Origin of the sequence: Variovorax sp. V213 (assembly GCF_041154455.1) — a bacterium.
Taxonomy (GTDB): domain Bacteria; phylum Pseudomonadota; class Gammaproteobacteria; order Burkholderiales; family Burkholderiaceae_C; genus Variovorax.
In genome coordinates, this window is record NZ_AP028664.1 from 2,120,748 (window position 1) to 2,146,209 (window position 25,462).

25 protein-coding genes and 1 tRNA gene are annotated in these 25,462 nt (G+C 67.2%); 18 read left to right on the forward strand and 8 right to left on the reverse strand.

Annotated features, from left to right (window positions below):
- The first annotated feature begins 59 nt into the window (after positions 1-59).
- From ACAM55_RS10080 to ACAM55_RS10105, 6 genes are read left to right on the forward strand one after another with little or no spacing between them, the layout of a single operon-like run.
- Positions 60-1,499, forward strand: coding sequence for a cobyric acid synthase (locus ACAM55_RS10080; protein ID WP_369655878.1), 1,440 nt, complete (start codon positions 60-62; stop codon positions 1,497-1,499).
- The gene (gene cobT, locus ACAM55_RS10085) at positions 1,496-2,545 is read left to right on the forward strand and encodes a nicotinate-nucleotide--dimethylbenzimidazole phosphoribosyltransferase (protein ID WP_369655879.1); all 1,050 of its coding nucleotides are present in this window, start codon (positions 1,496-1,498) and stop codon (positions 2,543-2,545) included. The genes ACAM55_RS10080 and cobT overlap by 4 nt, the downstream gene beginning before the upstream one ends.
- Before the next feature lie 6 nt (positions 2,546-2,551).
- Complete coding sequence (locus ACAM55_RS10090; RefSeq protein WP_369655880.1) at positions 2,552-3,346, forward strand: adenosylcobinamide-GDP ribazoletransferase; 795 nt, start codon at positions 2,552-2,554, stop codon at positions 3,344-3,346.
- The gene (locus ACAM55_RS10095; RefSeq protein ID WP_369656368.1) at positions 3,343-3,894 is read left to right on the forward strand and encodes a histidine phosphatase family protein; all 552 of its coding nucleotides are present in this window, start codon (positions 3,343-3,345) and stop codon (positions 3,892-3,894) included. The genes ACAM55_RS10090 and ACAM55_RS10095 overlap by 4 nt, the downstream gene beginning before the upstream one ends.
- A 33-nt stretch (positions 3,895-3,927) precedes the next feature.
- A complete protein-coding gene (locus tag ACAM55_RS10100; RefSeq protein ID WP_369655881.1) occupies positions 3,928-4,812 on the forward strand; it encodes a helix-turn-helix domain-containing protein in 885 nt (294 codons plus the stop codon).
- Positions 4,813-4,858: 46 nt separating this feature from the next.
- Positions 4,859-5,755 (forward strand): SDR family NAD(P)-dependent oxidoreductase, encoded by an 897-nt coding sequence (locus tag ACAM55_RS10105; protein WP_369655882.1) that lies wholly within the window; start codon positions 4,859-4,861, stop codon positions 5,753-5,755.
- 18 nt (positions 5,756-5,773) lie between these two features.
- Here ACAM55_RS10105 and nth read toward each other — a convergent pair whose 3' ends face one another.
- On the reverse strand, positions 5,774-6,421 hold the full coding sequence (gene nth, locus ACAM55_RS10110; RefSeq protein WP_369655883.1) for an endonuclease III: 648 nt from the start codon (positions 6,419-6,421) through the stop codon (positions 5,774-5,776).
- A 139-nt stretch (positions 6,422-6,560) separates the two neighbouring features.
- On the opposite strand from nth, the gene ACAM55_RS10115 reads away from it, so the two are divergent.
- Positions 6,561-7,748, forward strand: coding sequence for a PLP-dependent aminotransferase family protein (locus ACAM55_RS10115; RefSeq protein WP_369655884.1), 1,188 nt, complete (start codon positions 6,561-6,563; stop codon positions 7,746-7,748).
- 7 nt (positions 7,749-7,755) lie between these two features.
- On the opposite strand, the gene ACAM55_RS10120 is transcribed toward ACAM55_RS10115, so the two are convergent.
- Positions 7,756-7,983 (reverse strand): hypothetical protein, encoded by a 228-nt coding sequence (locus ACAM55_RS10120; RefSeq protein WP_012747682.1) that lies wholly within the window; start codon positions 7,981-7,983, stop codon positions 7,756-7,758.
- 71 nt (positions 7,984-8,054) lie between these two features.
- Here ACAM55_RS10120 and ACAM55_RS10125 point away from each other — a divergent pair, with 71 nt between their 5' ends.
- Positions 8,055-8,378: a DUF6172 family protein gene (locus tag ACAM55_RS10125; protein ID WP_369655885.1), complete on the forward strand. Its 324-nt coding sequence runs from the start codon at positions 8,055-8,057 to the stop codon at positions 8,376-8,378.
- Positions 8,379-8,387: 9 nt separating this feature from the next.
- On the opposite strand, the gene ACAM55_RS10130 is transcribed toward ACAM55_RS10125, so the two are convergent.
- The 3 genes from ACAM55_RS10130 to mfd are packed head-to-tail and all read right to left on the reverse strand — an operon-like array spanning position 8,388 to position 13,656.
- The gene (locus ACAM55_RS10130) at positions 8,388-9,458 is read right to left on the reverse strand and encodes an Ldh family oxidoreductase (protein WP_369655886.1); all 1,071 of its coding nucleotides are present in this window, start codon (positions 9,456-9,458) and stop codon (positions 8,388-8,390) included.
- Positions 9,455-10,165, reverse strand: coding sequence for a phosphoserine phosphatase SerB (gene serB, locus ACAM55_RS10135; RefSeq protein ID WP_369655887.1), 711 nt, complete (start codon positions 10,163-10,165; stop codon positions 9,455-9,457). The genes ACAM55_RS10130 and serB overlap by 4 nt, the downstream gene beginning before the upstream one ends.
- Positions 10,162-13,656, reverse strand: a complete 3,495-nt coding sequence (gene mfd / locus ACAM55_RS10140) for a transcription-repair coupling factor (protein WP_369655888.1) — start codon at positions 13,654-13,656, stop codon at positions 10,162-10,164. Before mfd ends, serB begins: the two co-directional genes overlap by 4 nt.
- 118 nt (positions 13,657-13,774) lie before the next feature.
- Here mfd and ispD point away from each other — a divergent pair, with 118 nt between their 5' ends.
- Positions 13,775-14,488, forward strand: coding sequence for a 2-C-methyl-D-erythritol 4-phosphate cytidylyltransferase (gene ispD / locus ACAM55_RS10145; protein WP_369655889.1), 714 nt, complete (start codon positions 13,775-13,777; stop codon positions 14,486-14,488).
- A gap of 31 nt (positions 14,489-14,519) precedes the next feature.
- Positions 14,520-15,008 (forward strand): 2-C-methyl-D-erythritol 2,4-cyclodiphosphate synthase, encoded by a 489-nt coding sequence (gene ispF, locus ACAM55_RS10150; protein ID WP_369655890.1) that lies wholly within the window; start codon positions 14,520-14,522, stop codon positions 15,006-15,008.
- Between the two features lies 1 nt (position 15,009).
- On the opposite strand, the gene ACAM55_RS10155 is transcribed toward ispF, so the two are convergent.
- Complete coding sequence (locus ACAM55_RS10155; RefSeq protein ID WP_369655891.1) at positions 15,010-16,419, reverse strand: ATP-binding protein; 1,410 nt, start codon at positions 16,417-16,419, stop codon at positions 15,010-15,012.
- 75 nt (positions 16,420-16,494) lie between these two features.
- On the reverse strand, positions 16,495-17,226 hold the full coding sequence (gene ompR / locus ACAM55_RS10160; RefSeq protein WP_012747691.1) for a two-component system response regulator OmpR: 732 nt from the start codon (positions 17,224-17,226) through the stop codon (positions 16,495-16,497).
- A gap of 172 nt (positions 17,227-17,398) precedes the next feature.
- Between ompR and ACAM55_RS10165 the strand changes: the two genes are divergently transcribed.
- Complete coding sequence (locus tag ACAM55_RS10165) at positions 17,399-17,758, forward strand: hypothetical protein (RefSeq protein ID WP_369655892.1); 360 nt, start codon at positions 17,399-17,401, stop codon at positions 17,756-17,758.
- 56 nt (positions 17,759-17,814) lie between these two features.
- A complete protein-coding gene (locus ACAM55_RS10170; protein ID WP_369655893.1) occupies positions 17,815-18,525 on the forward strand; it encodes an SIMPL domain-containing protein in 711 nt (236 codons plus the stop codon).
- Positions 18,526-18,571: 46 nt separating this feature from the next.
- Here ACAM55_RS10170 and ACAM55_RS10175 read toward each other — a convergent pair whose 3' ends face one another.
- On the reverse strand, positions 18,572-19,342 hold the full coding sequence (locus tag ACAM55_RS10175) for a 3-hydroxybutyrate dehydrogenase (protein ID WP_369655894.1): 771 nt from the start codon (positions 19,340-19,342) through the stop codon (positions 18,572-18,574).
- A 67-nt stretch (positions 19,343-19,409) separates the two neighbouring features.
- Here ACAM55_RS10175 and ACAM55_RS10180 point away from each other — a divergent pair, with 67 nt between their 5' ends.
- From ACAM55_RS10180 to rimO, 6 genes are all read left to right on the forward strand, one after another.
- On the forward strand, positions 19,410-20,369 hold the full coding sequence (locus tag ACAM55_RS10180; RefSeq protein WP_369655895.1) for an alpha/beta fold hydrolase: 960 nt from the start codon (positions 19,410-19,412) through the stop codon (positions 20,367-20,369).
- A gap of 106 nt (positions 20,370-20,475) precedes the next feature.
- Positions 20,476-22,620: a bifunctional (p)ppGpp synthetase/guanosine-3',5'-bis(diphosphate) 3'-pyrophosphohydrolase gene (locus tag ACAM55_RS10185; protein WP_369656369.1), complete on the forward strand. Its 2,145-nt coding sequence runs from the start codon at positions 20,476-20,478 to the stop codon at positions 22,618-22,620.
- A gap of 48 nt (positions 22,621-22,668) precedes the next feature.
- Positions 22,669-22,745, forward strand: a tRNA-Val gene (locus ACAM55_RS10190).
- Between the two features lie 170 nt (positions 22,746-22,915).
- The gene (locus ACAM55_RS10195; RefSeq protein WP_369655896.1) at positions 22,916-23,284 is read left to right on the forward strand and encodes a hypothetical protein; all 369 of its coding nucleotides are present in this window, start codon (positions 22,916-22,918) and stop codon (positions 23,282-23,284) included.
- An 87-nt stretch (positions 23,285-23,371) separates the two neighbouring features.
- Positions 23,372-23,932 carry a polyhydroxyalkanoate synthesis repressor PhaR gene (phaR, locus tag ACAM55_RS10200; RefSeq protein WP_369655897.1) on the forward strand — a complete coding sequence of 187 codons (561 nt, stop codon included), beginning with the start codon at positions 23,372-23,374 and terminating at the stop codon, positions 23,930-23,932.
- Between the two features lie 39 nt (positions 23,933-23,971).
- Positions 23,972-25,378 carry a 30S ribosomal protein S12 methylthiotransferase RimO gene (gene rimO, locus ACAM55_RS10205; RefSeq protein WP_369655898.1) on the forward strand — a complete coding sequence of 469 codons (1,407 nt, stop codon included), beginning with the start codon at positions 23,972-23,974 and terminating at the stop codon, positions 25,376-25,378.
- Positions 25,379-25,462: the final 84 nt, after the last annotated feature.

A 25,462-nucleotide genomic window follows, 5' to 3' on the forward strand; every position in this document is an offset into this window, starting at 1 on the left:
CTTTTTCTTTGCCGCTCCACGCTTCGGAACGGCATGCGGCGACAACGGACAATAGCCGCATGACAACCCGATGCGTGATGGTTTTAGGCACGACCAGTGGCGCCGGCAAGAGCTGGCTGGTCACGGCACTGTGTCGCTGGTATGCGCGGCAGGGCCTCAAGGTGGCGCCTTTCAAGGCGCAGAACATGAGCAACAACGCCCGCGTGGTCGACGGCGGCGAGATAGGCAGCGCGCAATATTTCCAGGCGCTGGCGGCGCGCGCCGTGCCCGACGTGCGCATGAACCCGCTGCTGCTCAAGCCGGAGCGCGACACCCACAGCCAGGTGGTGCTGATGGGGCAGGTGAGCGCGGAGCTCACGGCCATGCCCTGGCGCGGACGCAGCGAGCGCGTCTGGCCGCAGATCGCCAAAGCATTCGATTCGCTGCGCGCCGAGAACGACGTGGTGGTGATCGAGGGGGCGGGCTCGCCGGCCGAGATCAACCTGATGGCGAGCGACATTGTCAACCTGCGCGTCGCCCGCCATGCCGACGCCCGCTGCCTGCTGGTGACCGACATCGACCGCGGCGGCGCCTTCGCGCACCTCTACGGCACCTGGGCGCTGCTGCCCGAGAGCGACCGTGCGCTGCTGCGCGGCTTCGTGCTCAACAAGTTTCGCGGCGATGCATCGCTGCTGGCCCCGGCGCCGCAGCAGTTGCAGGCGCTGACCGGCGTCGCCACCGTCGCGACGCTGCCGATGTGGTGGCAGCACGGCCTGCCAGAGGAAGACGGCGTGTTCGACGACCGGAGCCATGCGAGCGGCCCCGTCACCCGCACGGTGGCCGTCGTGGCGTATCCGCGCATCAGCAACCTCGACGAGTTCCAGCCGCTCAAGAACGTGCCCGGTGTCCGCCTGATCTGGGCGCGCGCGCCGGCGGACGTGGCCGGCGCCGACTGGATCGTGCTGCCCGGGTCCAAGCACACCAGCGGCGATCTCGCATGGTTGCGCGCGCAGGGGCTGGACCGCGCCATCGCCGCGCACGCAGCCGGCGGCGGTGCCGTGCTGGGCGTCTGCGGCGGCTTGCAGATGCTGGGCGAGGCGCTGGTCGATCCGCATGGCATCGACGGCAATGCGCCCGGCCTCGGCCTGCTGCCGCTGGTGACCGTGTTCGAGCGCGAGAAGACCGTGCGCCACCGGTCCGCTGCCTTCGGCGAGTTGAGCGGGCCATGGGCTGCGCTTTCGAACGTGCCGGTGGCCGGCTACGAGATTCATCACGGCCACACCGCGATCCACCCGCAGATGGCGCAGGACGGCCATGCCGTCATGCCCGAGGGCCTGGCCTGGCAGAACGCGCGCGGCAACGTGCTGGGCCTTTACCTGCACGGCCTGTTCGAGGATGCGGCCGCGCTGCACGCGCTCTTCGGCGCCACGGCCCCCACACTCGATGCCACCTTCGACGGCCTGGCCGATTTCATAGACACCCACTTCGAGCCCGGCGTATTGCAGGGCCTGATCGCATGACCGACAACAACGACACCATTCCCTCCATCGCCGACATCCACGACAACGCCCTCGCGGCGCGCCTGCAAAGCGCGCTCGACAACAAGACCAAGCCGCTCGGCGCGCTGGGCCGGCTCGAGAGCCTGGCCTTGCGGCTCGGCCTCGTCCTGGGCAGCGAAACACCGATGCTCGATGCGCCCCAGATGCTGGTGTGTGCGGGTGACCATGGCCTGGCGGCACGCGGCGTCTCGGCATTTCCGAGCGACGTGACGTGGCAGATGGTCGAGAACTTCCTGGCCGGCGGCGCGGCCGTGAGCGTGCTGGCGCGCCAGCACGGGCTCGCACTCACCGTGGTCGACTGCGGCGTGCGGCGCGACTTTCAGGCCCGCCCGGGCCTGGTGTCGCGGCGGATCGCCGCCGGCACCGCCGACGCATCGGCCGGCCCTGCGATGACGTCGGCGCAATGCGCCGAGGCCATTGCCAACGGCCGCGAGGTGGTGCGCGTGCTGCCCGGCAATGCCTTGCTGCTAGGCGAGATGGGCATCGGCAACAGCTCGGCGGCGGCGATGCTGCTTGCGCGGCTGGCCCAACTCGATATCGATGCCTGCACCGGCTCGGGCACCGGGCTCGACGCCGCGGGGCTCGCGCGCAAGCGCGCGGTGCTGCGCGAAGTGCTGGCGCTGCATGCATCGGCGGTTTCGCCGCTCGACGCACTGGCTGCGTTCGGCGGCTTCGAAATTGCCACGCTGGTCGGCGCGGTGCTGCAAGCGGCGCAGGAACGCCGGGTGATCGTGGTCGACGGCTTCATTGCGAGTGCCGCGGTGCTCGTCGCACAGGCACTGCAGCCCCATGTGGCACAGCGCTGCGTGGCAGCGCACAGTTCGGCGGAACCTGGGCATGCGCTGCTGCTGAAGCACCTCGGGCTGGAGCCCTTGCTGAACCTGGACCTGCGCCTTGGCGAAGGCTCGGGCGGGGCGCTGGCCTGGCCGCTGCTCGAATCGGCCTGCCGCATCCTGCGCGAAATGGCGAGCTTCGAGGCGGCGGGCGTGTCGCGCAAGGACAGCTGAACTTTGATGAACGGTGTTCGCCACTACCTGCTGGCCCTGCAGTTCTTCACGCGCGTGCCGGTGACCGGCCGGCTCGCCGAGTGGATCGGATTCAGCCCGCAGATGCTGCGCGCGAGCGCGGCGCATTTTCCCGGCGTCGGCTGGCTCGTGGGTGGCGTCGGTGCGGCTGTTTTCGTGCTCGCACTGCAGGGCTTGCCGGGCATGGCCGGTGCGCTGGCCGCAGCGCTGTTGAGCATGGCCGCGACGGTGCTGCTCACCGGCGCGTTTCATGAAGACGGGCTCGCCGACGTGGCCGACGGGCTGGGCGGAGCGTCCGACCGGAACCGCGCGCTGGAGATCATGAAGGACTCGCGCATCGGTGCCTTCGGCGCCATCGCGCTGGTGCTGGCGCTCGGGCTCAAGGCGGCGCTGCTCGCGTCGATGGCGGGGCAGGGCGCGCAGGCGGTGGCGGGCGCTATCGTCGGTGCGCATGTGCTTTCGCGGCTGGCGCCGCTGTTCCTGATTCGCTGGTTGCCATACGTGGGCGATGCCGGCGCGAGCAAGGCCAAGCCGCTGGCCGATGCGATCGGTGGCGGCGCCTTGCTGGTCGGCGTGCTCTGGTCGGTTCCCGCTCTCGGGCTGGTGCTGTTGACGCAAGGCCCCGGAAGAACGCTTTGCACGGCGGTGGCATGCGCTCTTGCGGCGCTGGTCTTGGCGCGCATGTTCCGGCGCCGGCTGCAAGGGTTCACCGGCGACGGGCTCGGTGCGACGCAGCAGGTGTGCGAGCTTGCGATCTATCTTGCGCTGGCATGGCACGCATGAAGCTGTGGCTGGTGCGCCATGCGCAGACCGACGCCGCACCGGGTCTTTGCTACGGCGCGATGGATGTGGGCGTTCCGGCCGAGGCGACGCTTGCGGTTGCGAACGCCGTGATGGCCCGCCTGCCAGGGGGCATCGCGCTGGCCCACTCGCCCTTGCGGCGTTGTGCCGAGTTGGCACAGGCCATCGGCATGCTGCGCCCGGACCTCGTGGTGCGGGCCGACCCGCGCCTGGCCGAGATGGATTTCGGCGCCTGGGAAGGCCGGCCCTGGTCGTCGATCGCTCGCGCCGAGTTCGATGCGTGGACCTGCAATTTCGCCGAGGGGCTTGCGGGCGGCCACGGCGAAAGCACGGCCCGTTTCATGCAACGCACGGGTGCTGCTTTCGACGAATGGCGCGCGTCGGGGCAAGACGCGGTGTGGGTCACCCATGCGGGCGTGATGCGCGCGGTGGAGTTGCTGCACCGCGGCGTGCGGCGCATCGACGACTCCACGCAATGGCCGTCGGCGCCCATTGACTACGGGGCGTGCCAGCTGATCGAATGCGGCTGATGAGAAGCGACAAGGCGGCTTGCCGCCAGCGCGATGCCGAAACCGTCCACGAACGAACGCCTCTACGTACGCCTCGACGACGACCCCTTGCACGGGCCGGAGGCCGACATGCCCGCGGGCACGCTGTGCGCCTTTCCGGTTGCAGCACCGCTCGCGGCGCATGTCGCGCACATTCTTCTCTATAGGGAAGCCCTGCCCGAAGGCCAAGAGGTTGTCGAGCGCGTGCTGCCCGACGGGGCGGTGCGGCTGGTCTTCAATCTGGGCGATGCGCCGTCGGCGGGCGAAAGCGCCGGGCAACCTGTCGAGGCCCTGGGCGCTTCCGCAGCCCCGGTCCTGGTGCGCCTGCGCCGGAAGATGGAAGGGCTGTCGGTGACCCTGCGCCCCGGCGCGGCCGGGGCCCTGCTGGGAATGCCGGCCAGCGAGATCGCAGGCACCGCCGTGCACCTGGACGAACTGTGGCGCGGCCGTGGTGCCGAACTGCTGGAGCGCATGACCGGGCAGCCGGACGACGCCTCGCGCGTGTCGGTGCTCTGCGCCGCACTGCGGCGGCAGCTGGCCGATGCCGATGCCACCGTTCACCCGGCTGCGATGCGCGCGGCGCAAATCATCGCGATGTCCGGCGGGCGGCGTCCACTGCGCGAGGTGGCGGCTGCGGTCGGGCTCGGCGAGCGGCGGCTGCAGCAGGTCTTTCAGCAGCAGGTGGGGTTGCCGCCCCGCGCCTGGAGCCGGCTCGCGCGGCTGCATGCCTGCCTGCGCGCCTTGCGCCTGCAGCGCGCGCCTGCCTGGGCCAGCCTTGCGCTGGACGGCGGTTTCTATGACCAATCGCACCTGGTCAACGAGTTCCAGGCGCTCTGCGGCCTCACACCGACGGAGTTTCTGGGCCGCGCGATTTCGGGTTCTTCCAAGACGGCGGGCTGAAGCGGCCTTACTGTCGCTTCGAACTCGGAACGAAAGGACAAAAGTGATGCATGTCGAAAGCAATGAACGGCCGTTGAAAGGCCGCGTGGCCGTGGTGACCGGAGCCAGCCGCGGCGCTGGCCGCGGCATCGCGGTAGAACTCGGCGCCGGCGGCGCCACCGTGTATGTCACCGGGCGAAGCACGAGGGAGCAGCCGGCCGACACCTACGGCCAGTTGCTCGCGCTCTCGCAGCTCGAAGTCTTGCCGGGCAGCATCGACGAAGCGGCCGACGAAGTCACCCGCATGGGTGGACGCGGCATCGCGGTGCGTTGCGACCACACGCAGGAAGACCAGGTGAAGCAGCTCTTTGCACAGGTGCAGCGCGAGCAAGGCCGCGTTGATCTGCTCGTCAACAACGCCTGGGGCGGCCACGAGACTTTCACCGGCGTGTTCGAGGCGCCGTTCTGGGAGCATCCGCTTTCCAACTGGGATTCGATGTTCGACCGCGGCGTGCGCAACCACCTGCTGGCCAGCCGGTGCGCGGCGCCCGCAATGGTGGCGCACAAGAGCGGGCTGATCGTGACCACCACCTTCTGGGACCGCGGCAACTACCTGCGCGGGAACCTGTTCTATGACCTTGCCAAGTCCGCCATGACGCGGCTGGCTTTCGGCATGGCGCAAGAGCTGCGTCCGCATGGCGTCGCTTCGCTCGCCGTGTCGCCGGGCTGGATGCGAACCGAGTTCGTGCTGGCCGGCCACAAGACCGACGAGGCGCACTGGCACGAGCGCCCGGCGCTGGCGCGAACCGAATCGCCGCGTTATCTCGGCCGTGCCGTGGCCGCGCTGGCCGGCGATGCACGGGTCATGGAAAAAAGCGGCGGCGTGCACCGCGTGGCAGACCTCGCGCGCGAATATGGTTTTACCGACATCGACGGCCGGCAGGTCGAGGCGTTCGAGATGTAGCCGGAGAACGGGCCGGGTTCAGGCCGACTTGGGTCGCGGCGTCTTCGGCTTGTAGTCGCAATAGGGCGCCACCGCGCATTCCCAGCACTTCGGTGTGCGTGCCACGCAGATGTAGCGCCCGTGCAGGATGAGCCAGTGGTGCGCATGCAGGCGAAACTCGAACGGCACCCGCTTCTCGAGCTTGAGTTCGACCTCGAGCGGCGTCTTGCCCGGTGCCAGCCCGGTGCGGTTGCCGACGCGAAAGATGTGCGTGTCGACCGCGATGGTGGCCTCGCCGAACGCGACGTTGAGCACTACGTTGGCGGTCTTGCGGCCGACCCCCGGCAGCGCCTCGAGCTCGGCGCGCGTGCGCGGCACTTCGCCGCCATGCTGCTCCACCAGAATGCGGCAGGTCTCGATCAGGTGCCTGGCCTTGCTGCGGTAGAGCCCGATGGTCTTGATGTATTCCTCCAGGCCTTCCACGCCCAGCCGCAGCATCGCCTGCGGCGTGTTCGCCACCGGAAACAGCCTGCGCGTGGCCTTGTTCACGCCCACGTCGGTGGCTTGCGCCGAGAGCAGCACGGCGGCCAGCAGCTCGAAGGGCGTGGCGTACTCGAGCTCGGTTTCGGGGGTGGGATTGGCCGCCTGCAGGGTGGCGAAGAAGAGGGGGATGTTGTCTTTTTTCATGGGGTCTGGGAAACACGCGCTCGGCTCCATGCCAGGCAGGGCGGCGATAGACGCAATATATCGTTGAAAGGCGGTAGCCTTACGCAGCTTTATTGCCCGCGGCTTTCGCGACAATGGCGTCCAGAAAGTGAGACCTTCCATGCAATTCGCTTCCCGCCTCGACAACGTCGAAACCTCCGCCATCCGCGAACTCTTCAAGCTCTTGGGCAAGCCCGGCATCATCAGCTTTGCGGGCGGTTTTCCCGACAGCGCCATGTTCGACGTCGAGGGCCTGAAGGAGGCGAGCCAGAAGGCGCTGGCCGAGGAACCCGGCGGCGCACTGCAATACGGCGCCACCGAAGGCTACGAGCCGCTGCGCACCCAGCTCAGCGCCTTCATGAAGACCAAGGGCGTCGACGTGGACCCGAGTGGCCTGATCGTCACCACCGGCAGCCAGCAGGCGCTCGACCTGCTGGGCAAGACCATGATCTCGCCCGGCGACAAGGTGATCGTCGAGGGCCCGACCTTCCTGGCCACCATCCAGTGCTTTCGCCTGTACGGCGCGCAGCTCATCAGCGCGCCCATCGACGCCAACGGCGTGAAGACCGACGAGCTCGAAAAACTCATTGCCGAGCACAAGCCCAAGTTCGTCTACCTGATTCCCACCTTCGGCAACCCGAGCGGCGCCATGCTCACGCTGGAGCGCCGCAAGAAGGTGCTCGAGCTGGCGGTCAAGTACCAGACGCTGATCGTCGAGGACGACCCCTACGGCGACCTTTACTTCGGCGAAGCGCCGCCGCCTTCGATCCTGGCTTTGAGCAAGGACGTACCGGGCAGCCGCGAGCTGCTGGCGCACTGCGGCAGCCTGAGCAAGGTGCTGAGCCCGGGCCTGCGCATCGGCTGGATGATCGCGCCCGCCGAGCTGCTGGCCAAGGCGACGATGTGCAAGCAGTTCAGCGATGCGCACACCAGCACCTTTGCCCAGGCCACGGCCGCCCAATACCTCAAGAGCGGCCGCATGCCGGGCACGCTGGCGCACGTGCGCGAGGTCTACGGCCAGCGCGCGAAGGCCATGGGCGCGGCGCTCAAGCGCGAACTGGGCGATGCCGTGAGCTTCACGCAGCCGCAGGGCGGCCTGTTCTTCTGGGCCCGCCTCACGGGTGCCAACGGCAAGCTGGCCGATGCCGGCGAACTGGCAAAACGCGCCATCGAGCAGCTCGTGGCCTTCGTGCCGGGGGCGCCGTTCTATGCCGAGAAGCCCGATATGGCGACGCTGCGGCTGAGCTTTGCGACCGCCGACGTGGCGAAGATCGAAGAGGGCGTGAAGCGCCTCGGCCAGGCCCTGTAATCTTCAGTCAGGGCGAGCGGTGCAGCCGCGGCGCCGCCAGCAGCGCCAGGTTGTCCGCAATGGCCGCATCCACGTTCGGATAGCGGCCTTTCATTTTCGATAGCGTCATGATGGTCTGGAGCGCCTTCAGGTCCTTGACCGAGGGCGCGACCTTGATCTGCGCGATGGCCGCCGATGCATTGCCACCGTTGACCAATGCCATCACCTTGCTTGCCCAGTCGTTTGCGCGCGCCATGTCTTCACCTGCTTTCAATTGAACCGCCGACTGTACACAGGACAGCCGGATGGCATTGGTTACCATCACCCATGAGAAAAACCTTTCAGCTTCAGGTCGAGGGCAAGCACCCCGACCGTCTCCTCGAAGCCATCAAGCACGAGATCCGCAAGTACATCAAGCGCGAGCGGCGCCGCGTCCTGCCCGAGGGCAGCGACTTCTGGGACTTCGACTGCAAGTTCGGCACTGCGGCGGAAACCGCCGAAGCCGTGCATCTTTCGGCCATCACGGGCCTGATCGACGGCGTCGTCAAGGACGCCGGCAAGCAGTTCTACGTCGAGATCCTGGCCAAGCCCGGCAAGCGCACACCGCGTCCGGCCGGGGAGCGGGTGGAAGAACCGCCCGAAGAGGACTGATCAGCCTTTTCAGATCAGCGCCTGGGCCAGCCGCAGGCCGTGGCGCTGCTCGGCATCCTGCAGCGAACGCGCGATCGACGGATGCAGGCGCACCCCGTTCTTCGATTGCGCTTCGCGGCGCTTCAAGCCGCCTTCGCCCGGCAGCCGCACCGGTTTCGCGGGATCGATCGGCGTGTTGTTGCGGCACTGCGCCGCCACGTGGTCCATCTGGCGCAGAAACGCTTCCTTGCCGCCGAAAGCATTCAGATCGTGCAGCGTGACGTGCACCGTCGCGCCCCAGCCCTCGGGCGGATCGGCGCGGCCATGGCCCGCCAGGCCGGCCGTCAGCGTCTCGACCAGCAGCGCCATTCCGTAGCCCTTGTGGCCATGGCTCAGGCCCCCCACCGGCAACAGCGTGCCGGGCGGCTGGTCGAACAGCACCTGCGGGTTGTTGGTCGGCTTGCCGGTGGCGTCGATCAGCCATTCCTCGGCAAAGGTCTCGCCGGCCGCGCGCTTGCGGTTGCTCATGCCGTTGGTGGTGATGGACGCCGAGATGTCGACCATCACACCGCCCTGCGACAGCGGAAAGCCCATGGCCAGCGGATTCGGCGTGAATACGGCCTGCGTGCCGCCAAAGGGCGCAACGCTGGCGGCGTTGGGGTCGGAGCAGGCGAGCAGCATCAGCATGTCTTCCTGCAGCGCACGCAGCATGTAGACGGCGAGACAGGCGATGTGGTGGCTGCGGCGGATCACGAGCGAGGCGGTGCCGAGTTCGCGCGCACGCGGCAGCAGCAGGTCCAGGCCCTGGTCCATGAGCCAGGGGCCGGGCAGGCGCTTGCCGTCCCACAGCACGGCCGCCGGGCGGTCCGACAGCACCTCGGGCGCGCCGCCCGGCGTCATGCCGCCCGATTCGATTTCCTTCACGTAGCCGGCCAGCAGCGCGAGCCCGTGGGTGTCGTGGCCCAGCAGGTCGCCCTCGACCAGCGTGCGGGCGACGCTGTCGGCCATCGACGCGGCGAGGCCGGCCTTCTGCAGCAATGCGCTGGCGTAGTCCCTGAGCGCGTCGGCGCGGTAGAGCGGGGCGGCGGTGTCGTCGTTCATTTAAGAATCTCCAGCAGGCGGTCGAGGCCGCCTTCGTTGATGGCCACCTTGGCCTGCTCGCGCACCTTGGGCTTGGCGTGGTAGGCCACCGAGAGGCCGGCTTCGCCCATCATCGGCAGGTCGTTGGCGCCGTCGCCCACGGCAATGGCCTCTTGCGGCGAAATGCCCATGAGCGATGCGACCTCGAGCAGCGTGCGGCGCTTCTCGGCGCCGTCGCAGATGTCGCCCCAGCTCTGCGTCACCACCTGGCCGGTGAGCTTGCCGTCGGCCTCGTCGAGCAGGTTGGAACGCGCGAAGTCGATGCCCAGGCGGTCCTTCACGCGGTTGGCGAAGAAGGTGAAGCCGCCGGACACGAGCAGCACCTTGAGCCCCGCTGCCTTGCAGGCCGCCACCAGTTCGGCCGCGCCCGGATTGAGCTTCAGGCGCTCGTCGTACACCTGCTGCAGCGCCTCGACCGGCACGCCCTTCAGCAGCGCCACGCGCTGTCGCAGGCTTTCCTTGAAGTCCTTGATCTCGCCGCGCATCGTGGCTTCGGTGATCGCGGCCACCTCGGCCTTCTTGCCGACGGCGTCGGCGATCTCGTCGATGCATTCGATGTTGATCAGCGTCGAGTCCATGTCGAATGCAATCAGCTTGAAGTCGGCCAGCGCCAGCGGCGGCTTCACGCGCTGGACGACGAGACCGGGAGAAAATTCGATGGCGTTCATGCAGGAACAGTTTCCTTGACGATGGGTTGACCGAGGCTGCGCAGCACGTCGCGCACCATTTGCGCACGCTCCTTCGGTTCCTTGAGTTCACGCTCGATGCGCAGCTTCTCGTTGCCGGCGAGCTTGATGTGCTTGTTCTTCTGGATCAGATGGATGATGGCCATCGAATCGACCGGCGGATCCTTCTTGAAGGTGATGTGGATCACGCCCGGTGCCGCATCGACCTTGACCACGCCATAGGGCCGCGCCAGCACGCGCAGCCGGTGCGTGTCGATCAGCGTCTGCGCCTGCGGCGGCAGCTTGCCGAAGCGGTCGACGATTTCCTCCAGCAGCGTGTCGATCTGCTCGGGCGTCTTGGCGGTGGCCAGCTTCTTGTAGAACGACAGGCGCAGGTGCACGTCGCCGCAGTAGTCGTCCGGCAGCAGGGCGGGGGCGTGCAGGTTGATCTCGGTCGTGACCGACAGCGGCGCGAGCAGGTCGGGCTCCTGCCCGGCCTTGAGCGCGCGCACGGCTTCGCTCAGCATCTCGTTGTAGAGCTGGAAGCCGATCTCCATCATGTTGCCGCTCTGGTTCTCGCCCAGCACTTCGCCGGTGCCGCGAATCTCCAGGTCGTGCATCGCAAGGTAGAAGCCCGAGCCCAGTTCTTCCATCTGCTGGATGGCGTCGAGCCGCTGCGCAGCCTGCTTGGTGAGGCCCTCGGTGTCCGGCACCATCAGGTACGCATAAGCCTGGTGGTGCGAGCGCCCCACGCGGCCGCGCAGCTGGTGCAACTGCGCCAGGCCGAACTTGTCGGCGCGGCTCATCACGATGGTGTTGGCGGTCGGCACGTCGATGCCGGTCTCGATGATGGTCGAGCACAAGAGCAGGTTGTAGCGCTGCGCCACGAAGTCGCGCATCACGCGTTCCAGCTCGCGTTCGGGCATCTGGCCGTGGGCCACGGCAATGCGCGCCTCGGGAAGAATCTCTTCGAGCTTCTGGCGCCGGTTCTCGATGGTCTCGACCTCGTTGTGCAGGAAGTACACCTGTCCGCCGCGCTTCAGTTCGCGCAGCACGGCTTCGCGGATCACGCCGGTGCCTTCATTGCGCACGAAGGTCTTGATGGCGAGGCGCCGCTGCGGCGCGGTGGCAATCACGCTCAGGTCGCGCAGGCCTTCGAGCGCCATGCCCAGCGTGCGCGGAATGGGCGTGGCCGTGAGCGTGAGCACGTCGACCTCGGCGCGCATGGCCTTCATCGCCTCCTTGTGGCGCACGCCGAAGCGGTGCTCCTCGTCGATGATGAGAAGGCCCAGGTTCTTGAACTTGATCGACGGCGACAGCAGCTTGTGCGTGCCGACCACGATGTCGACCGTGCCTTCGGCAAGGCCCTTGGCGGCTGCGGTGATTTCCTTGGCCGAACGGAAGCGGCTCATCTCGGCCACCTTGACCGGCCACTTGGCGAAGCGGTCGACCAGTGTCTGGTAGTGCTGCTCGGCCAGCAGCGTGGTGGGCGCGAGGAACGCCACCTGCTTGCCGCCGGTGATCGCGATGAAGGCGGCGCGCAGCGCGACCTCGGTCTTGCCGAAGCCCACGTCGCCGCAGACCAGCCGGTCCATCGGCTGCGGCGAGATCATGTCCTGCACCACGGCGTGGATCGCGGCCTTCTGGTCGGCCGTTTCCTGGAAGCCGAAGTCGTTGGCGAACACCTCGTAGTCGGCGGCGGAAAAGCGGAAGGCGTGGCCCTGGCGCGCGGCGCGACGGGCGTAGATGTTGAGCAGCTCGGCGGCGGAGTCGCGCACCTGTTCGGCGGCCTTGCGCTTGGCTTTTTCCCACTGGCCGGAGCCCAGCTTGTGCAGCGGCGCCTCGTCGGCGCTGACGCCGGTGTAGCGGCTGATCTGGTGCAGCTGAGAAACGGGCACGTAGAGCGTGGCCTTGTCGGCGTACTCCAGGTGCAGCATTTCCTGCAGCAGCGGTTTGCCTTCGGCATCGACGCCCTGGCCCAGGTCCATGTGGATCAGGCCGCGATAGCGGCCGATGCCGTGGGCGGTGTGGACCACCGGGTCGCCCACGTTCAGCTCGGAGAGATCCTTGATCAGCGCCTCGACGTCGCTGACCTGTTCCTGCTTCTTGTTGCGGCGGCGCGTGGTGGGCGCGGTGGCGAAGAGCTCGGTTTCGGTGACGAGGTCGATGCCCTGTTCGCGCCATGCAAAGCCCGAGGCCAGCGCGGCGGTGGCAATGCCGATCTTTTCGTCCGTCGAGGCCTCGAACTCGGCCAGCGAGTCGAAGGCCGGTGGACTGACGCCGCTCGCGCGCAGGAAGTCGAGCAGGCTCTCGCGCCGGCCCTCGCTCTCCGCAATCAGCAGCACACGGTGCGGCGTGGCCTTGATGTGGGCCTTGAGGCCGACCAGCGGATCTTCGGCGCCGCGCACCACTGCGAACGGCGGGAGCCTCTCGAATTCGGCGTAGGGCGTGTCGGTGGCAATGTCGCCACCTGCATTTCCGCGGATTGCCAGCTGCGCATGCGGCTTGGCCCGCTGGTAGAACTGCTCGGCGTTGAGGAACAGCGCCTCGGGCGGCAACGCCGGGCGCTCGGGGTCGCCGCGCACCAGCCGGTAGCGCTCGTTGGTGTCCTGCCAGAAATGCTGGAAGGCGGGTTCGAGATCGCCGTGCAGCACCACGGTGGCATCGGGTCCGAAGTAGTCGAACACTGTGGCCGTCTCGTCGAAGAACAGCGGCAGGTAGTACTCGATGCCGGCGGTGGCCACGCCGTTGCCCATGTCCTTGTAGATGCGGCTCTTGGTCGGGTCGCCTTCGAGCAGTTCGCGCCAGCGGCTGCGAAAGCGCGCACGGGCGTCGTCGTCCATCGGGAACTCGCGGCCGGGCAGCAGGCGCACCTCGGGCACGGGGTAGAGGCTGCGCTGGGTGTCGGGGTCGAAGGTGCGGATCGAGTCGATCTCGTCGTCGAACAGGTCGACGCGAAAGGGTACCGGCGAGCCCATGGGGAACAGGTCGATGAGACCGCCGCGCACCGCGTACTCGCCGGGGCTCACCACCTGCGTCACATGGCTGTAGCCGGCCAGCGTGAGCTGGGCCTTGAGTTTCGATTCCTCGAGCTTCTGCTTGGCCTTGAAGTGGAAGGTGTAGCCGGCCAGGAAGGACGGCGGCGCCAGCCGGTAGAGCGCGGTGGTGGCGGGCACCAGCACCACGTCGGCCTCTTTCTGGCTGATGCGCCAGAGCGTGGCGAGGCGCTCGCTGATCAGGTCCTGGTGCGGGGAGAAGCTGTCGTAGGGCAGCGTTTCCCAGTCGGGGAACAGGGCGCAGCGCAGGTCCGGCGCAAAGAACGCAATCTCGTCGATCAGGCGCTGGGCGTCATTGGCGTCGGCCGTGAACACCGCCGTGGCGCGGCCCGCAGCCTTCTCGCGCATGCCCAGCTGCGCCAGCAGCAGGGCATCGGCCGACAAAGGAGGACGCGGCAGCGTGAATCGCTTGCCCGCCGTGAGGTGGGGGAGGTCCATGGATGCTTACTGAAAATGCACGACACCCCGCGCCGGCTGGCGAGGGGTGTGCGAAGCGGTCGATTCTAGAATGGCGGCCCCTTGTTCGCTTGCCGGCCGTCGCCCGGTGCCGGAGCCCATGTCTTCCTCCCGACTTTTCGTTCTGATTCCTTGCGCCGGCTCCGGCCACCGCGCGGGTGGCGCGCAGCCCAAGCAATACCAGCGCCTTGCGGGCGCGTCCTTGGTGGCCCACACGGTGGAGGCGTTCCGTGCGCTGGCGGGGCGCTTTGCCGGCCTGGCGGTGGTGGTGGCGCCGGACGACCGCGACGTGCAGGCGGCGCTGCCGCGCTTTCCGGCCACGGGCGAGTTCCTGCTGCAGGTGGGGGGCGTCACGCGCGCGGCCACGGTGCGCAACGGCCTGGCGGCGCTCCGTCAGAAAGGGGCTGGCGCGCACGACTGGGTGCTGGTGCACGACGCCGCGCGCTGCCTGGTCACGTCGAGCCAGATCGAGGCGCTGATCGCGGCCTGCGAGCACGATGCCGTCGGCGGCCTGCTGGCCCAGCGCCTGGCCGACACGCTCAAGGTGTCCTCGGCAGACAGCCGGGTTTTGCAGACGCTGCCGCGCGCCGACAAGTGGCTCGCCCAGACGCCGCAGATGTTCCGCATCGGCATGCTGCTCGATGCGCTGGAGCGCGTGGGCGACTCGGTGACGGACGAAGCCGGCGCCATCGAGGCCATCGGCCTCGCGCCGCTGCTGGTGCCGGGCAGCGCGCAGAATTTCAAGGTGACTTTTCCGGAAGACTTTGCGCTGGCCGAAGCGGTATTGCTGGGCCGCAAGAAGGCCAGGGCATGAGCCCCGCCCGGGCGTTCCGAGGAGTACTTCAATGAGCGCTCCGTTCAACATCCGCGTCGGCGAGGGCTGGGATGTCCACCAGCTGGTGGCGGGGCGCAAGCTGATCCTGGGCGGCGTCGAGGTGCCGCACACCACCGGCCTCCTGGGTCATTCCGACGCCGACGTGCTGCTGCATGCCATCACCGACGCATTGCTGGGTGCGGCGGGCCTGGGCGACATCGGACGGCATTTCCCCGACACCGATGCGCAGTTTCGCGGCGCCGACTCGGCCGTGCTGCTGGGCGAGGCGGCGCGCCGCGTACGCGCCGCGGGCTGGGAGATCGGCAATGTCGACAGCACGGTGATCGCGCAGGCGCCCAAGCTGGCCCCGCACATTCAGGCCATGTGCCAGCGTATCGCAGGGGCGCTGGGCCTCGCGCCCGATCAGGTCAACGTGAAGGCCAAGACGGCCGAGAAGCTCGGGCCGGTCGGCGAGGGCCGCGCGATGGAAGCCCGCGCGGTGGTTCTGCTGCACCGCTGAGTCAGGCGCGCCGGCCGGGGGGATCCATGGGCCTGGGCTCGGGCATGGCGCGCGGCATGCGAATGTGCGCCGCCAGGCCGCGTCCCGGCGTGCTGGTGAGCGCAAAGGTGCCGCCCATGCGCTCGATGTTCTTGGCCACGATCGACAGGCCGAGGCCGGCGCCGGCGGCGGAGGTGCGCGCCACGTCGCCCCGGAAGAACGGCTTGGTCAATTGCGAGAGCAGGGCGGGTTCGACGCCCGCGCCGTGGTCGCGCACCTTGATCAGCACCGCGTCGTTGTTGGCCTGGGCCTGGATCACGACGTCGGCCACGCCGGTGGAGGGCGTCTTGCCGTAGCGCCGCGCGTTCTCCACCAGGTTGGAGATCACGCGGGTGAGTTCGACCTCGTCGCCCAGCACGCGGAGGTCGGACGGCACATCGACCCGGATCTTCATTTCTTCGTAATCCTGCACGGCATAGGTGCAGGCATCGACCACGTCGCGCAGCAGCACGGGCTTGGGATCGACGTGGTCGGGCCGTGCGTAGTCGAGGAACTTGTCGATGATCGCGTCCAGCTGGGCGATGTCCGCCGCCATGTGGTCGCGCGCGTCCTCGTCGGCCACGCTCATCTCTGTTTCCAGGCGCAGGCGCGCCAGCGGGGTGCGCAGGTCGTGCGAAATGCCGGCCAGCATGATGGCGCGGTCCTGCTCGATCTTGGCGAGCTGGTCGGCCATGCGGTTGAAGCCGATGTTGACCGCGCGGATCTCGTTGGTGCGCGCGCTTTCGTCGAGCCGGTGCGCCTCGTACTCGCCCTCGCGCACCTGCATGGTGGCGCGCGACAGCTGCTTGAGCGGCAGGTTGATGAGCCGGGTGATCAGCGCCGCGCCGGCCAGGGACAAGGCCATGGCGGTGCTGAGCCAGACCAGCCACGTGCGGCCCCCCACGCGGCTGAAGCGGGTCGGGTCGAGCAGCAGCCAGTAGGCGTCGCTTTCGATGGTGAAGCCGATCCACAGGCCGGGCTCGTCATTGACGCGGCTGGCCACGGTGGTGCCTTCGCCGAGCTGGTCGATCAGTTCCTCGGTCACGCGCTGGTCGAGCGCGCCGCTGGTGTAGGGCTGGAAGCGGTCGTTGGGTTCGCGCGGCAGGATGCGCACGCCTTCCTGATCGGCCAGCGTCTTGATCAGCGACACCCGCGTGATCGCGTCCGAATACACCAGCGCCGCGCGCGTAAGGTTCACCAGCGAGGCGATCTGGTGCGCCGTCTGGATGGCACGGGGCTCGTACTCGAGCGAGCGAAAGGTTTGCAGCCACGCGACCGTGCAGCCGATCAGCAGCAGCGCGAGCAGGAAAAATGTGCGCCAGAAAAGGCTGAAGCCGAGCTTGAGGCCCGGTCGCCGGTCACGCTGGCCGGCGCCCTCCAGAGGGCTCGGCATCGTGACCTGGGCGCCGTCCTCCTGGGCTGGGCTGGGTCTGGCTGAATTCAGGCCGATGGCCACCTCGGGATGTCGTCAGGCCGTGCCGTCCGGCACGAAGACATAGCCTACGCCCCACACCGTCTGGATGTAGCGGGGCGCCGCGGCGTCGGCTTCGACCAGCTTGCGCAGGCGCGAGATCTGCACATCGAGGCTGCGGTCGAAGGGCTCGAATTCGCGGCCGCGTGCCAGCTGGGCCAGTTTTTCGCGCGAGAGCGGCTGGCGCGGATGGCGCACCAGCGCTTTCAGCATCGCGAATTCGCCGGTGGTCAGGGAAAGCTCTTCGCCGTCCTTCTTGAGCGTGCGCGAGCCGAGGTCGAAGGCGAACGGCCCGAAAGTGACGGTTTCGTTCTCGGTGGATGGGGCACCGGGCGCCTCGAGCGGCGGACGGCGGCGCAGCACGGCGTGCACGCGCGCCAGCAGTTCGCGGGGATTGAAGGGCTTGCCAAGGTAGTCGTCGGCGCCGACCTCAAGACCGACGATGCGGTCGACATCTTCGCCCTTGGCGGTGAGCATGATGATCGGCGTGCGGTCGTTGGCGGCGCGCAGGCGGCGGCAGACCGAGAGGCCGTCCTCGCCGGGCATCATCAGGTCGAGCACGATCAAATCGACCGTGTCGCGCAACAGGATGCGGTTGAGCGCCTTGCCGTCCTCGGCCACGATCACTTCGAAACCTTCCTGGGTCAGGTAGCGGCGAAGCAGGTCGCGGATGCGGGCGTCGTCGTCGACGATCACGATCTTGTCGGTGCGAGCGGGAACTTGAGTCATTTCTACAACGTTGAATTTGTAACAGCGCCGATTCTGAAGGCGTTGAGCCCTCGCTGAGCCAGTTTTACTTATTGTTTGACACTAAGTTACAAAACTTGCGGTCGCTAGCTGTCTAGCCATCCGGCCTTCGTCCGGCGGTGGCAAAGTGCACTTGTCTTATGACTTCCGTTCAATGAGAACCCTCTTTTCCGCGTTGCCGATCCTCGTTGCCTGCAGCTGCGGCTCGACCTGGGCCACGGCTGGAGATTTCCTCAAGGTCGGCGATTCGCGCCGCAACGAAGTGCGCGAAGCCGTGGCGGCTCACCGGGCGGCACAGCGCGACGAGATCCGGCGGGAGGAGGCGGCGGCCGGCAGGCGCCTGACGGCGGCCGAACTCTTCGAATTGCGCCAGCAGGTGCGCGGCCAGTGGACACCGCCCGGCACACCCCCCAGGGCAATGAATTCGGCAGAATCGCAGCCGGCCGAGCGAATCGCGCCGCCGCCGATGTCGGCGGCCCGCGCCTTGACCTTGCCCCGCAGCCAGCGCCGCTGAGGCGGCGCGGCGCGCGGTCTTGCGTTCTCGAATACCAATCCAGGGGGTAACTCGTCTTGAAGAAAATCAGTTGGATCGCGGCCTGCGCCGCGTTGGCCGCGGCAGCGGCCGCAGGCAGTGCCACGGCGCAGAACATGGCCCCGCCGCCGCAGAACGTGCTGCAACTCACTGCCTCGGGCACGGTCGAAGTGCAGCAGGACCTGCTGAGCATGACACTCACCACCACGCGCGACGCCACCGATGCTGCCACCGTCCAGTCGCAGCTCAAGGCCGCGGTGGATGCGGCGCTGGCCGAAGCCAAGAAGAACGCCCAGCCCGGGCAACTCGACGTGCGCACCGGCAACTTCAGCCTGTCGCCGCGCTACACCCGCGAAGGAAAGATCAACGGCTGGCAGGGCTCCGCTGAAATGGTGCTCGAGGGCCGCGACTTCCCGCGCATCACGCAGACGGCAGGGCGCATCACCACGCTCAACGTCGGCAATGTGGGCTTCGCGCTGAGCCGCGAGCAGCGCGCCAGGAGCGAAACGGAGGCCCAGACCATCGCGATCGAAAACTTCAAGCAGAAGGCCACCGAGCTGGCCAAGGGCTTCGGCTTTGCCGGTTATACGCTGCGCGAGGTCTCGGTGAACGCGAACGACAGCGGCCCGATCCGGCCGCGCGCCATGGCCGCATCGGCCAAATCTTTTTCCCCCGATGCGCCAGTGCCGGTGGAAGCCGGGAAGACCAGCGTGGTGGTGAACGTGTCGGGTTCGGTGCAGCTCAAGTAGAGGGGCAGGCAGGCGCGGGGGAGGGCGCGGCCCGCTCCCCCTTTGATCACTGTGCGGTCCAGCCGCCGTCCATTTGCCAGGCCACGCCGCGGACCTGGTCGGCGGCCGGCGAGCACAGGAACACCGCCAGTCCGCCGAGCTGCTCGACCGTGGTGAACTGCAGCGAAGGCTGCTTTTCCCCGAGCAGTTCGTTTTGCGCCTGCGTGGCCGAGATGCCTTCGCGTGCCGCGCGGTCGTCGATCTGCTTTTGCACCAGCTGGGTCAGCACCCAGCCCGGGCAGATCGCATTGCTGGTGATGCCGGTGGTCGCGGTTTCGAGCGCTACCGACTTGGTGAAGCCGACGATGCCGTGCTTGGCCGCCACGTAGGCGGACTTCTGCGCCGAAGCGACCAGCCCGTGGGCCGACGCGACATTGACGATGCGTCCCCAATTGGCTTCGCGCATGGCCGGAATCGCGAGCCGCGTCGTGTGGAACGCGCTCGTGAGGTTGATTGCAATGATGGCGTCCCAGCGCTCGGGCGGAAAGTCCTCGACCTTTGCCACGTGCTGGATGCCGGCGTTGTTGACGAGGATGTCGACGCGGCCGAACCTGGACGCGGCGAACTTCATCATGTCCTCGATCTGGTCGGGCTTGCTCATGTCGGCGCCGTGGTATTCGGCGCGCACGCCGAGCGCTTCGATGCGGGCCTTGGGAGTCTCGGCATCGCCGAAACCGTTGAGCACGATGTGCGCGCCTTGTTGTGCAAGTGCCTCGGCAATGGCAAGGCCAATGCCGCTGGTGGACCCCGTGACAAGCGCGGTTTTGCCTTTGAGCATGAAGTTCAATCTCCGGATGAATTAGGATGCGACGAGACATTATCCGCACCAGGACGACTTCGTTTTCATGACAGAACCGACGCTTCATTACGTGGCGTGCGACGACCCCCAAGGCGGGCATCGCATGGCCTATTGGCAATGGGGCAGCGCGCGCAGTGCGCGTCTGGTGATGTGCGTGCACGGCCTGACCCGACAGGGGCGAGATTTCGACGTGCTGGCCCAGGCCATCGTGGCCCGCGCCGGCGGCGACGTGCGCGTGGTCTGTCCCGATGTCGCAGGGCGCGGCCGAAGCGACTGGCTGCGCGATCCGGCGCTCTACCAGGTGCCGGTCTATGCGGCCGACATGGTGGCGCTCTTGGCGCAGCTGCATCGCGAACAGCCGATCGATACGCTCGACTATCTGGGTACCAGCATGGGCGGACTCATCGGTTTCGTGCTGGCCGGCCACAGGCAATTGCCGCTGCCCCGGCCCATACGCCGCTTCATCGTGAATGACGTCGGCCCGACGATCGAGGCCGTGGCCATCCAGCGCATTGGCGCCTACGTGGGCCAGGGCGGCCGCTATGCGAGCCTGCAGGAAGCGGCGGACGCCATGTGGGCAATTTCGACCAGCTTCGGTCCCCATACGCCTGAGCAATGGCTTTCGCTGTCCAAGCACATGGTGGTGCCGGCATCCCGGCGCACGGCTGACGGTGCGTGCAAGCTGGAGGCCGATGAAGCCGGCGGCGGCGAAGCCGGTCCCTGCCTGCTCCACTACGACCCAGCCATTGCCGTGTCGCTGCGCGCCATCACGCCCGAGGCCGCGGCCCAGGGCGGCGCGGTGATGTGGAGCCTGTACGACGCCATCGAGGCGCGAACCCTGGTGACGCGTGGCGCCCAGTCGGATCTGCTGTCGCGCGAAACGGCGCTGGCCATGACGCAGCGCGGGCCCCGCGCGGCGCTGATCGAATTCGAAGGCGTGGGCCATGCGCCGACCTTCGTCGACCCTGCGCAAGTCCTGGCCGTCACATCCTTCCTGTTCGATTGAGGGCAGCGTGAAGCGCGATTCTTCGAGCCTTCAAACGGCACACACCCCCGATTCGGCAGTGGCGGACTATCCGCTGTCCGCCGCCACGGCGGATCGCACCCCGGTGATGGAGAACATGCTCGCCCGGGCGCGCGCATTTGCCGAGCCATTGATTGCCGACGAGAAGCTCGACACCGGCGAGAACACGCTGGCGCACGCCGATGCCGTGGCGGCCATCGTCGCCAAGATGGGCGGCTCCGAGGCCATGCAGGCCGCGAGCTATCTGGTCTATGCCTGCCAGCACCTGAACCGCCCGCAGGAAGTGATTGCCAAGGTGTTCGGCGACAACTTCGCGGCGCTGGCGGTCGAAACCACCAAGCTGGTCCGCGTGCAGGAGCAGGCCCGCTCGGCTTCGCAGGGCCACCATCTGTCGGAAGGCGCGGGCGCGCAGACCGAGAACGTGCGCAAGATGCTGCTCGCGTTTTCGCGCGACCTGCGCGTCGTGATGCTGCGCCTCGCCTCGCGGCTCCAGACCCTGCGGCACGCCGCGGCCAGCAAGCGGCCGGCGCCCGAAAGCGTGGCCCGCGAATCGCTGCAGGTGTTTGCGCCGCTGGCCAACCGGCTCGGCATCTGGCAGGTGAAGTGGGAGATCGAGGATCTCTCGTTCCGCTTCCTGGAACCCGAAACCTACAAGCTGATTGCACGCCTGCTCGACGAAAAGCGGGTCGAGCGCGAAGGCCATGTCGAGCAGCTGCGCTCGCAGCTCGAAAGCGAGCTGCAGGCCGAGGGCGTGCGCGCCATCGTGCAGGGGCGGCCGAAGAACATCTACAGCATCGTCAAGAAAATGCGTGGCAAGTCGCTCGACTTCGCGCAGGTGTTCGACATCCTCGCGCTGCGCGTGGTGGTGCCCGACGTGAAGGATTGCTACGCGGCGCTGGCCTGGGTGCATTCGCATTTCCTGCCGATCGACGAAGAGTTCGACGACTACATCGCGCGGCCCAAGCCCAACGGCTACCAGTCGCTGCACACCGTGGTGCGCGAGATGGTCGATGGCAAGCCCGGCAAGCCGATCGAGATCCAGATCCGCACGGAAGAAATGCATGACCATGCCGAGCACGGCGTGGCGGCGCATTGGGCCTACAAGGAAGCCGGGCACAAGGGCTATGCGGGCGTGTGGGCGAGCGGAGAGTACGACGCGAAGATCGCCGTGCTGCGGCAGCTTCTGGCGTGGGAGCGCGATCTTTCGGGCGGCTCGCAAGGCCAGGGGCTGTTCGACGACCGCATCTATGTGCTGACGCCGGACGCGGCCATTGTCGAGCTGCCGCAGGGCGCGACGCCCGTCGACTTTGCCTACACCGTGCACACGACGCTCGGCCACAGGTGCCGCGGTGCGCGCGTCGATGGCGCGATGGTGCCGCTCAACACGCCGCTGTCCAATGGGCAGACGGTGGAGATCATCGCGGCCAAGGAGGGCGGCCCGTCGCGCGACTGGCTCAATGCCGAGCTGGGCTACCTTGCCAGCCACCGCGCGCGTGCCAAGGTGCGCGCGTGGTTCAACGCGCAGATCACGCACGAGACCGTGGCGCGAGGGCGCGAGGCCGTCGAGAAGCTGCTGCAGCGCGAAGGCAAGACGTCGACGCGGCTCGAGGACCTGGCTTCGCAGCTGGGCTTCAAGTCGGCGGACCATTTGTTCGAAGTGGTTGGCAAGGACGAGTTCTCGCTGCGCAACATCGAGGTGCTGCTGCGGCCGCCGGAGCCCGCGCCGAATCCGGACGATGGCGTGCAGATCAAGAAGCCGCGCGCGAGCGAAAAATCGGGCAAGGGCGGTGTGCTGGTGGTGGGCGTGTCATCGCTGATGACGCAGCTCGCCAAGTGCTGCAAGCCGGCACCGCCCGATGCCATCAGCGGCTTCGTGACGCGCGGACACGGCGTGAGCGTGCACCGCACCGATTGCAGCAACTTCCGCACGATGGCCGCGCGCGACGGCGAGCGCGTCATCGATGTCGAATGGGGCGCGGCCAAGAAGGGCGGCGAGGCGCCGGTCTATGCCGTCGACGTGGCCGTGGAAGCGGCAGATCGCCAAGGCCTCCTGCGCGATATCTCCGATGTCTTTGCGCGCGAGAAGATGAATGTCATCGGCGTGCAGACGCAATCGGTCAAGGGCACGGCATGGATGACGTTCACTGTGGAGATCACCGATGCGGCGCGGCTGACGCAGGTGCTCGGCATCGTCACGGCGGTTGCAGGTGTGCGATCTGCACGTCGGCGCTAAAAAGCGCGTTTTCTCCTGCTACAATAGCTGCTTCTCGGACACATCCTTAGGCGCGTAGCTCAGCTGGTTAGAGCACCACCTTGACATGGTGGGGGTCGTTGGTTCGAGTCCAATCGCGCCTACCAATTTCTGTTCCAACATCCGGCCAACCACCGGGTCTGTTGAACAGAGCTTTCACCGGGTTCCCCGGTGTCTTGATCGTCCCAGCGGTGAAGCAGACAAAGACCATGGCCACGTTGTTGTGCTACCTTGGCCGCACTGCAAACCTTTTCCAATTTTCTTGACAAGCGATCTGATGAATACGCGATCAACGCTGGTTGATCGGGCTCATGCCGACAAGCGCCTGGCCGCATTGCTCAGGCAAGCCCCCATTGAATTTGCGCGCGCGGTCTATGGCATCAACGACCACGCAGGCGGCCGCACCGACACCATGGCTGCACGCGAGGTGGCGCGCGCCCAGCGGCAGGGCACGCCCGTGACGCAAGAGCGCGCCGAACAGCGTGCTCGCGCGTATCTGCCGACCACCGGCCAGGAGCACTGTCCGCGTTGCTGGGTCGTCTACGGGCACAAGAGCCCGTTGCGTTTCAGGGATGCGACGGAAGAACGCCCCGAGACGGCGACCTGCGCCGCATGCGGCGCCGAGTACGCGACAACGCTCGACTGAAGGACGCGGATCTTGCTGACCGAGGGGTGGTCAGGGTAAACCTTGTCGCGATGCAGCAAAACCGCTACCTAGAATTGATCGGATGACATGGGCATCCATGTGAAGGAGTCCGCAGTGCAGAGCAAGAAGTCCGGGGTCAAGCCGGTGCAACGTGTAATCAAGAAGTACCCCAACCGAAGGCTCTACGACACCGAGACATCCACCTACATCACCCTGACCGAGGTGAAGCAGCTGGTTATACAGAACGCTCAGTTCGTGGTGCGCGATGCCAAGACCGGCGACGACCTCACGCGAAGCATCCTGCTGCAGATCATTCTCGAAGAAGAAGCGGGTGGCGCGCCGATGTTCACCGAGCAGGTGCTGTCCAACATCATCCGTTTCTACGGACAGGCGATGCAGGGCTACATGGGCCCGTACCTCGAGAAGAACATCCAGGCCATGACCGAGGTGCAGGCCCAGCTCACCGAAAAGGCCGAAGGCCTCACGCCCGAGATGTGGTCGCGCTTCATGACCATGCAGTCGCCGATGCTCCAGGGGCTGATGGGCAACTACGTCGAGCAGTCCAAGAACGTGTTCCTGCAAATGCAGGAACAGATGCAGAAGAACACCGAGCAGGTTCTGGGCGCATTCGGCATCAAACGCCCCTGAAATCCCGGTCCCGGCCGATAGCTGGGACAATAGAGGCATATGAGCGAAGTTGCCTCCCCTGAACGTACGGCCACGCCGGCTGCCCCCAAAGTCGGCTTCGTGAGCCTGGGCTGCCCCAAGGCCCTGACCGATTCCGAACTGATCCTGACCCAGCTGAGCGCCGAGGGCTACCAGACGGCGAAGACCTTCGAAGGTGCCGACCTGGTGATCGTCAACACCTGCGGCTTCATCGACGATGCCGTGAAGGAAAGCCTCGACACCATCGGCGAGGCACTGGCGGAAAACGGCCGCGTGATCGTCACGGGCTGCCTGGGCGCCAAGACCGGCGACCAGGGCGGCAACCTGGTGCGGCAGATGCATCCGAGCGTGCTGGCCGTGACCGGTCCGCACGCCACGCAAGAGGTCATGGATGCGGTCCATGCCAACCTGCCCAAGCCGCACGATCCCTTCGTCGACCTGGTGCCCAACACCTTCGGCATCGCAGGCCTCAAGCTCACGCCGCGGCACTATGCGTACCTGAAGATCAGCGAAGGCTGCAATCACCGCTGCACCTTCTGCATCATTCCGTCGATGCGTGGCGACCTGGTGTCGCGTCCTGTCGGCGACGTGCTCGGCGAGGCCAAGGCCCTGTTCGAAGGGGGCGTGAAAGAACTGCTGGTCATCAGCCAGGACACCTCGGCCTATGGCGTGGACGTCAAGTACCGCACCGGTTTCTGGGACGGCAAACCAGTCAAGACGCGCATGCTCGAACTGGTGCGCACGCTGGGCGAAATCGCGGAGCCCTACGGCGCCTGGGTACGGCTGCACTATGTCTACCCGTATCCGAGCGTGGACGAAATCATTCCGTTGATGGCGAGCGGGCAGGTGCTGCCTTACCTCGACGTGCCGTTGCAGCACAGCCATCCCGACGTGCTCAAGCGCATGAAGCGGCCGGCCAGCGGCGAGAAGAATCTTGAGCGGCTCGCGCGTTGGCGCGAGGTCTGTCCCGAGCTCGTGATCCGCAGCACCTTCATTGCCGGCTTCCCCGGCGAAACCGAGCAGGAGTTCGAGCATCTGCTCGATTTCATTCGCGAGGCCCAGATCGACCGGGCCGGTTGCTTTGCCTACAGCCCCGTCGAAGGTGCCACGGCCAACGACATTCCCGGCATGCTGCCGCCGGCCGAGCGCGAAGCACGCCGCGCCCGGTTCATGGAAGTGGCGGAGGCGGTGTCGATTGCCAAGCTGCGCCAGCGCATCGGCGCAACCATGCAGGTGCTCGTGGATTCCGCGCCGGGCATGGGTCGAAAAGGCGGAGTAGGCCGTACCTACGCCGACGCACCAGAGATCGACGGCACCGTTCGCTTGCTGCCGCCCGAGAAGATCAGCAAGACGCTCAAGGTGGGTGAATTCACCAAGGCCCGCATCGTGGGTGCCGAGGGCCACGATCTGATTGCGCTGCCGATCTGACCCGCCAAAAGAAAAGCCCGCTTGAAGCGGGCTTTCCGAAGAGGCTTGATCGGGGCGGGCAGGGCCCGGTTGTTCCTAGTCATC

What these genes read in the sequence shown, in the direction of transcription:
- ACAM55_RS10105 (WP_369655882.1), top strand. Translation starts at nt 4,859, where the DNA reads ATGCATGTCGAAAGCAATGAACGGCCGTTGAAAGGCCGCGTGGCCGTG.
- cobT (WP_369655879.1), top strand. Translation starts at nt 1,496, where the DNA reads ATGACCGACAACAACGACACCATTCCCTCCATCGCCGACATCCACGAC.
- mfd (WP_369655888.1), bottom strand. Translation starts at nt 13,656, where the DNA reads ATGGACCTCCCCCACCTCACGGCGGGCAAGCGATTCACGCTGCCGCGT.
- ACAM55_RS10090 (WP_369655880.1), top strand. Translation starts at nt 2,552, where the DNA reads ATGAACGGTGTTCGCCACTACCTGCTGGCCCTGCAGTTCTTCACGCGC.
- ACAM55_RS10120 (WP_012747682.1), bottom strand. Translation starts at nt 7,983, where the DNA reads ATGGCGCGCGCAAACGACTGGGCAAGCAAGGTGATGGCATTGGTCAAC.
- ACAM55_RS10125 (WP_369655885.1), top strand. Translation starts at nt 8,055, where the DNA reads ATGAGAAAAACCTTTCAGCTTCAGGTCGAGGGCAAGCACCCCGACCGT.
- phaR (WP_369655897.1), top strand. Translation starts at nt 23,372, where the DNA reads ATGGGCATCCATGTGAAGGAGTCCGCAGTGCAGAGCAAGAAGTCCGGG.
- ACAM55_RS10080 (WP_369655878.1), top strand. Translation starts at nt 60, where the DNA reads ATGACAACCCGATGCGTGATGGTTTTAGGCACGACCAGTGGCGCCGGC.
- ispF (WP_369655890.1), top strand. Translation starts at nt 14,520, where the DNA reads ATGAGCGCTCCGTTCAACATCCGCGTCGGCGAGGGCTGGGATGTCCAC.
- rimO (WP_369655898.1), top strand. Translation starts at nt 23,972, where the DNA reads ATGAGCGAAGTTGCCTCCCCTGAACGTACGGCCACGCCGGCTGCCCCC.
- ispD (WP_369655889.1), top strand. Translation starts at nt 13,775, where the DNA reads ATGTCTTCCTCCCGACTTTTCGTTCTGATTCCTTGCGCCGGCTCCGGC.
- ACAM55_RS10185 (WP_369656369.1), top strand. Translation starts at nt 20,476, where the DNA reads ATGGAGAACATGCTCGCCCGGGCGCGCGCATTTGCCGAGCCATTGATT.
- ACAM55_RS10130 (WP_369655886.1), bottom strand. Translation starts at nt 9,458, where the DNA reads ATGAACGACGACACCGCCGCCCCGCTCTACCGCGCCGACGCGCTCAGG.
- ACAM55_RS10115 (WP_369655884.1), top strand. Translation starts at nt 6,561, where the DNA reads ATGCAATTCGCTTCCCGCCTCGACAACGTCGAAACCTCCGCCATCCGC.
- ACAM55_RS10180 (WP_369655895.1), top strand. Translation starts at nt 19,410, where the DNA reads ATGACAGAACCGACGCTTCATTACGTGGCGTGCGACGACCCCCAAGGC.
- ACAM55_RS10195 (WP_369655896.1), top strand. Translation starts at nt 22,916, where the DNA reads ATGAATACGCGATCAACGCTGGTTGATCGGGCTCATGCCGACAAGCGC.
- ACAM55_RS10155 (WP_369655891.1), bottom strand. Translation starts at nt 16,419, where the DNA reads ATGCCGAGCCCTCTGGAGGGCGCCGGCCAGCGTGACCGGCGACCGGGC.
- nth (WP_369655883.1), bottom strand. Translation starts at nt 6,421, where the DNA reads ATGAAAAAAGACAACATCCCCCTCTTCTTCGCCACCCTGCAGGCGGCC.
- ompR (WP_012747691.1), bottom strand. Translation starts at nt 17,226, where the DNA reads ATGACTCAAGTTCCCGCTCGCACCGACAAGATCGTGATCGTCGACGAC.
- ACAM55_RS10165 (WP_369655892.1), top strand. Translation starts at nt 17,399, where the DNA reads ATGAGAACCCTCTTTTCCGCGTTGCCGATCCTCGTTGCCTGCAGCTGC.
- ACAM55_RS10095 (WP_369656368.1), top strand. Translation starts at nt 3,343, where the DNA reads ATGAAGCTGTGGCTGGTGCGCCATGCGCAGACCGACGCCGCACCGGGT.
- ACAM55_RS10100 (WP_369655881.1), top strand. Translation starts at nt 3,928, where the DNA reads ATGCCGAAACCGTCCACGAACGAACGCCTCTACGTACGCCTCGACGAC.
- ACAM55_RS10175 (WP_369655894.1), bottom strand. Translation starts at nt 19,342, where the DNA reads ATGCTCAAAGGCAAAACCGCGCTTGTCACGGGGTCCACCAGCGGCATT.
- serB (WP_369655887.1), bottom strand. Translation starts at nt 10,165, where the DNA reads ATGAACGCCATCGAATTTTCTCCCGGTCTCGTCGTCCAGCGCGTGAAG.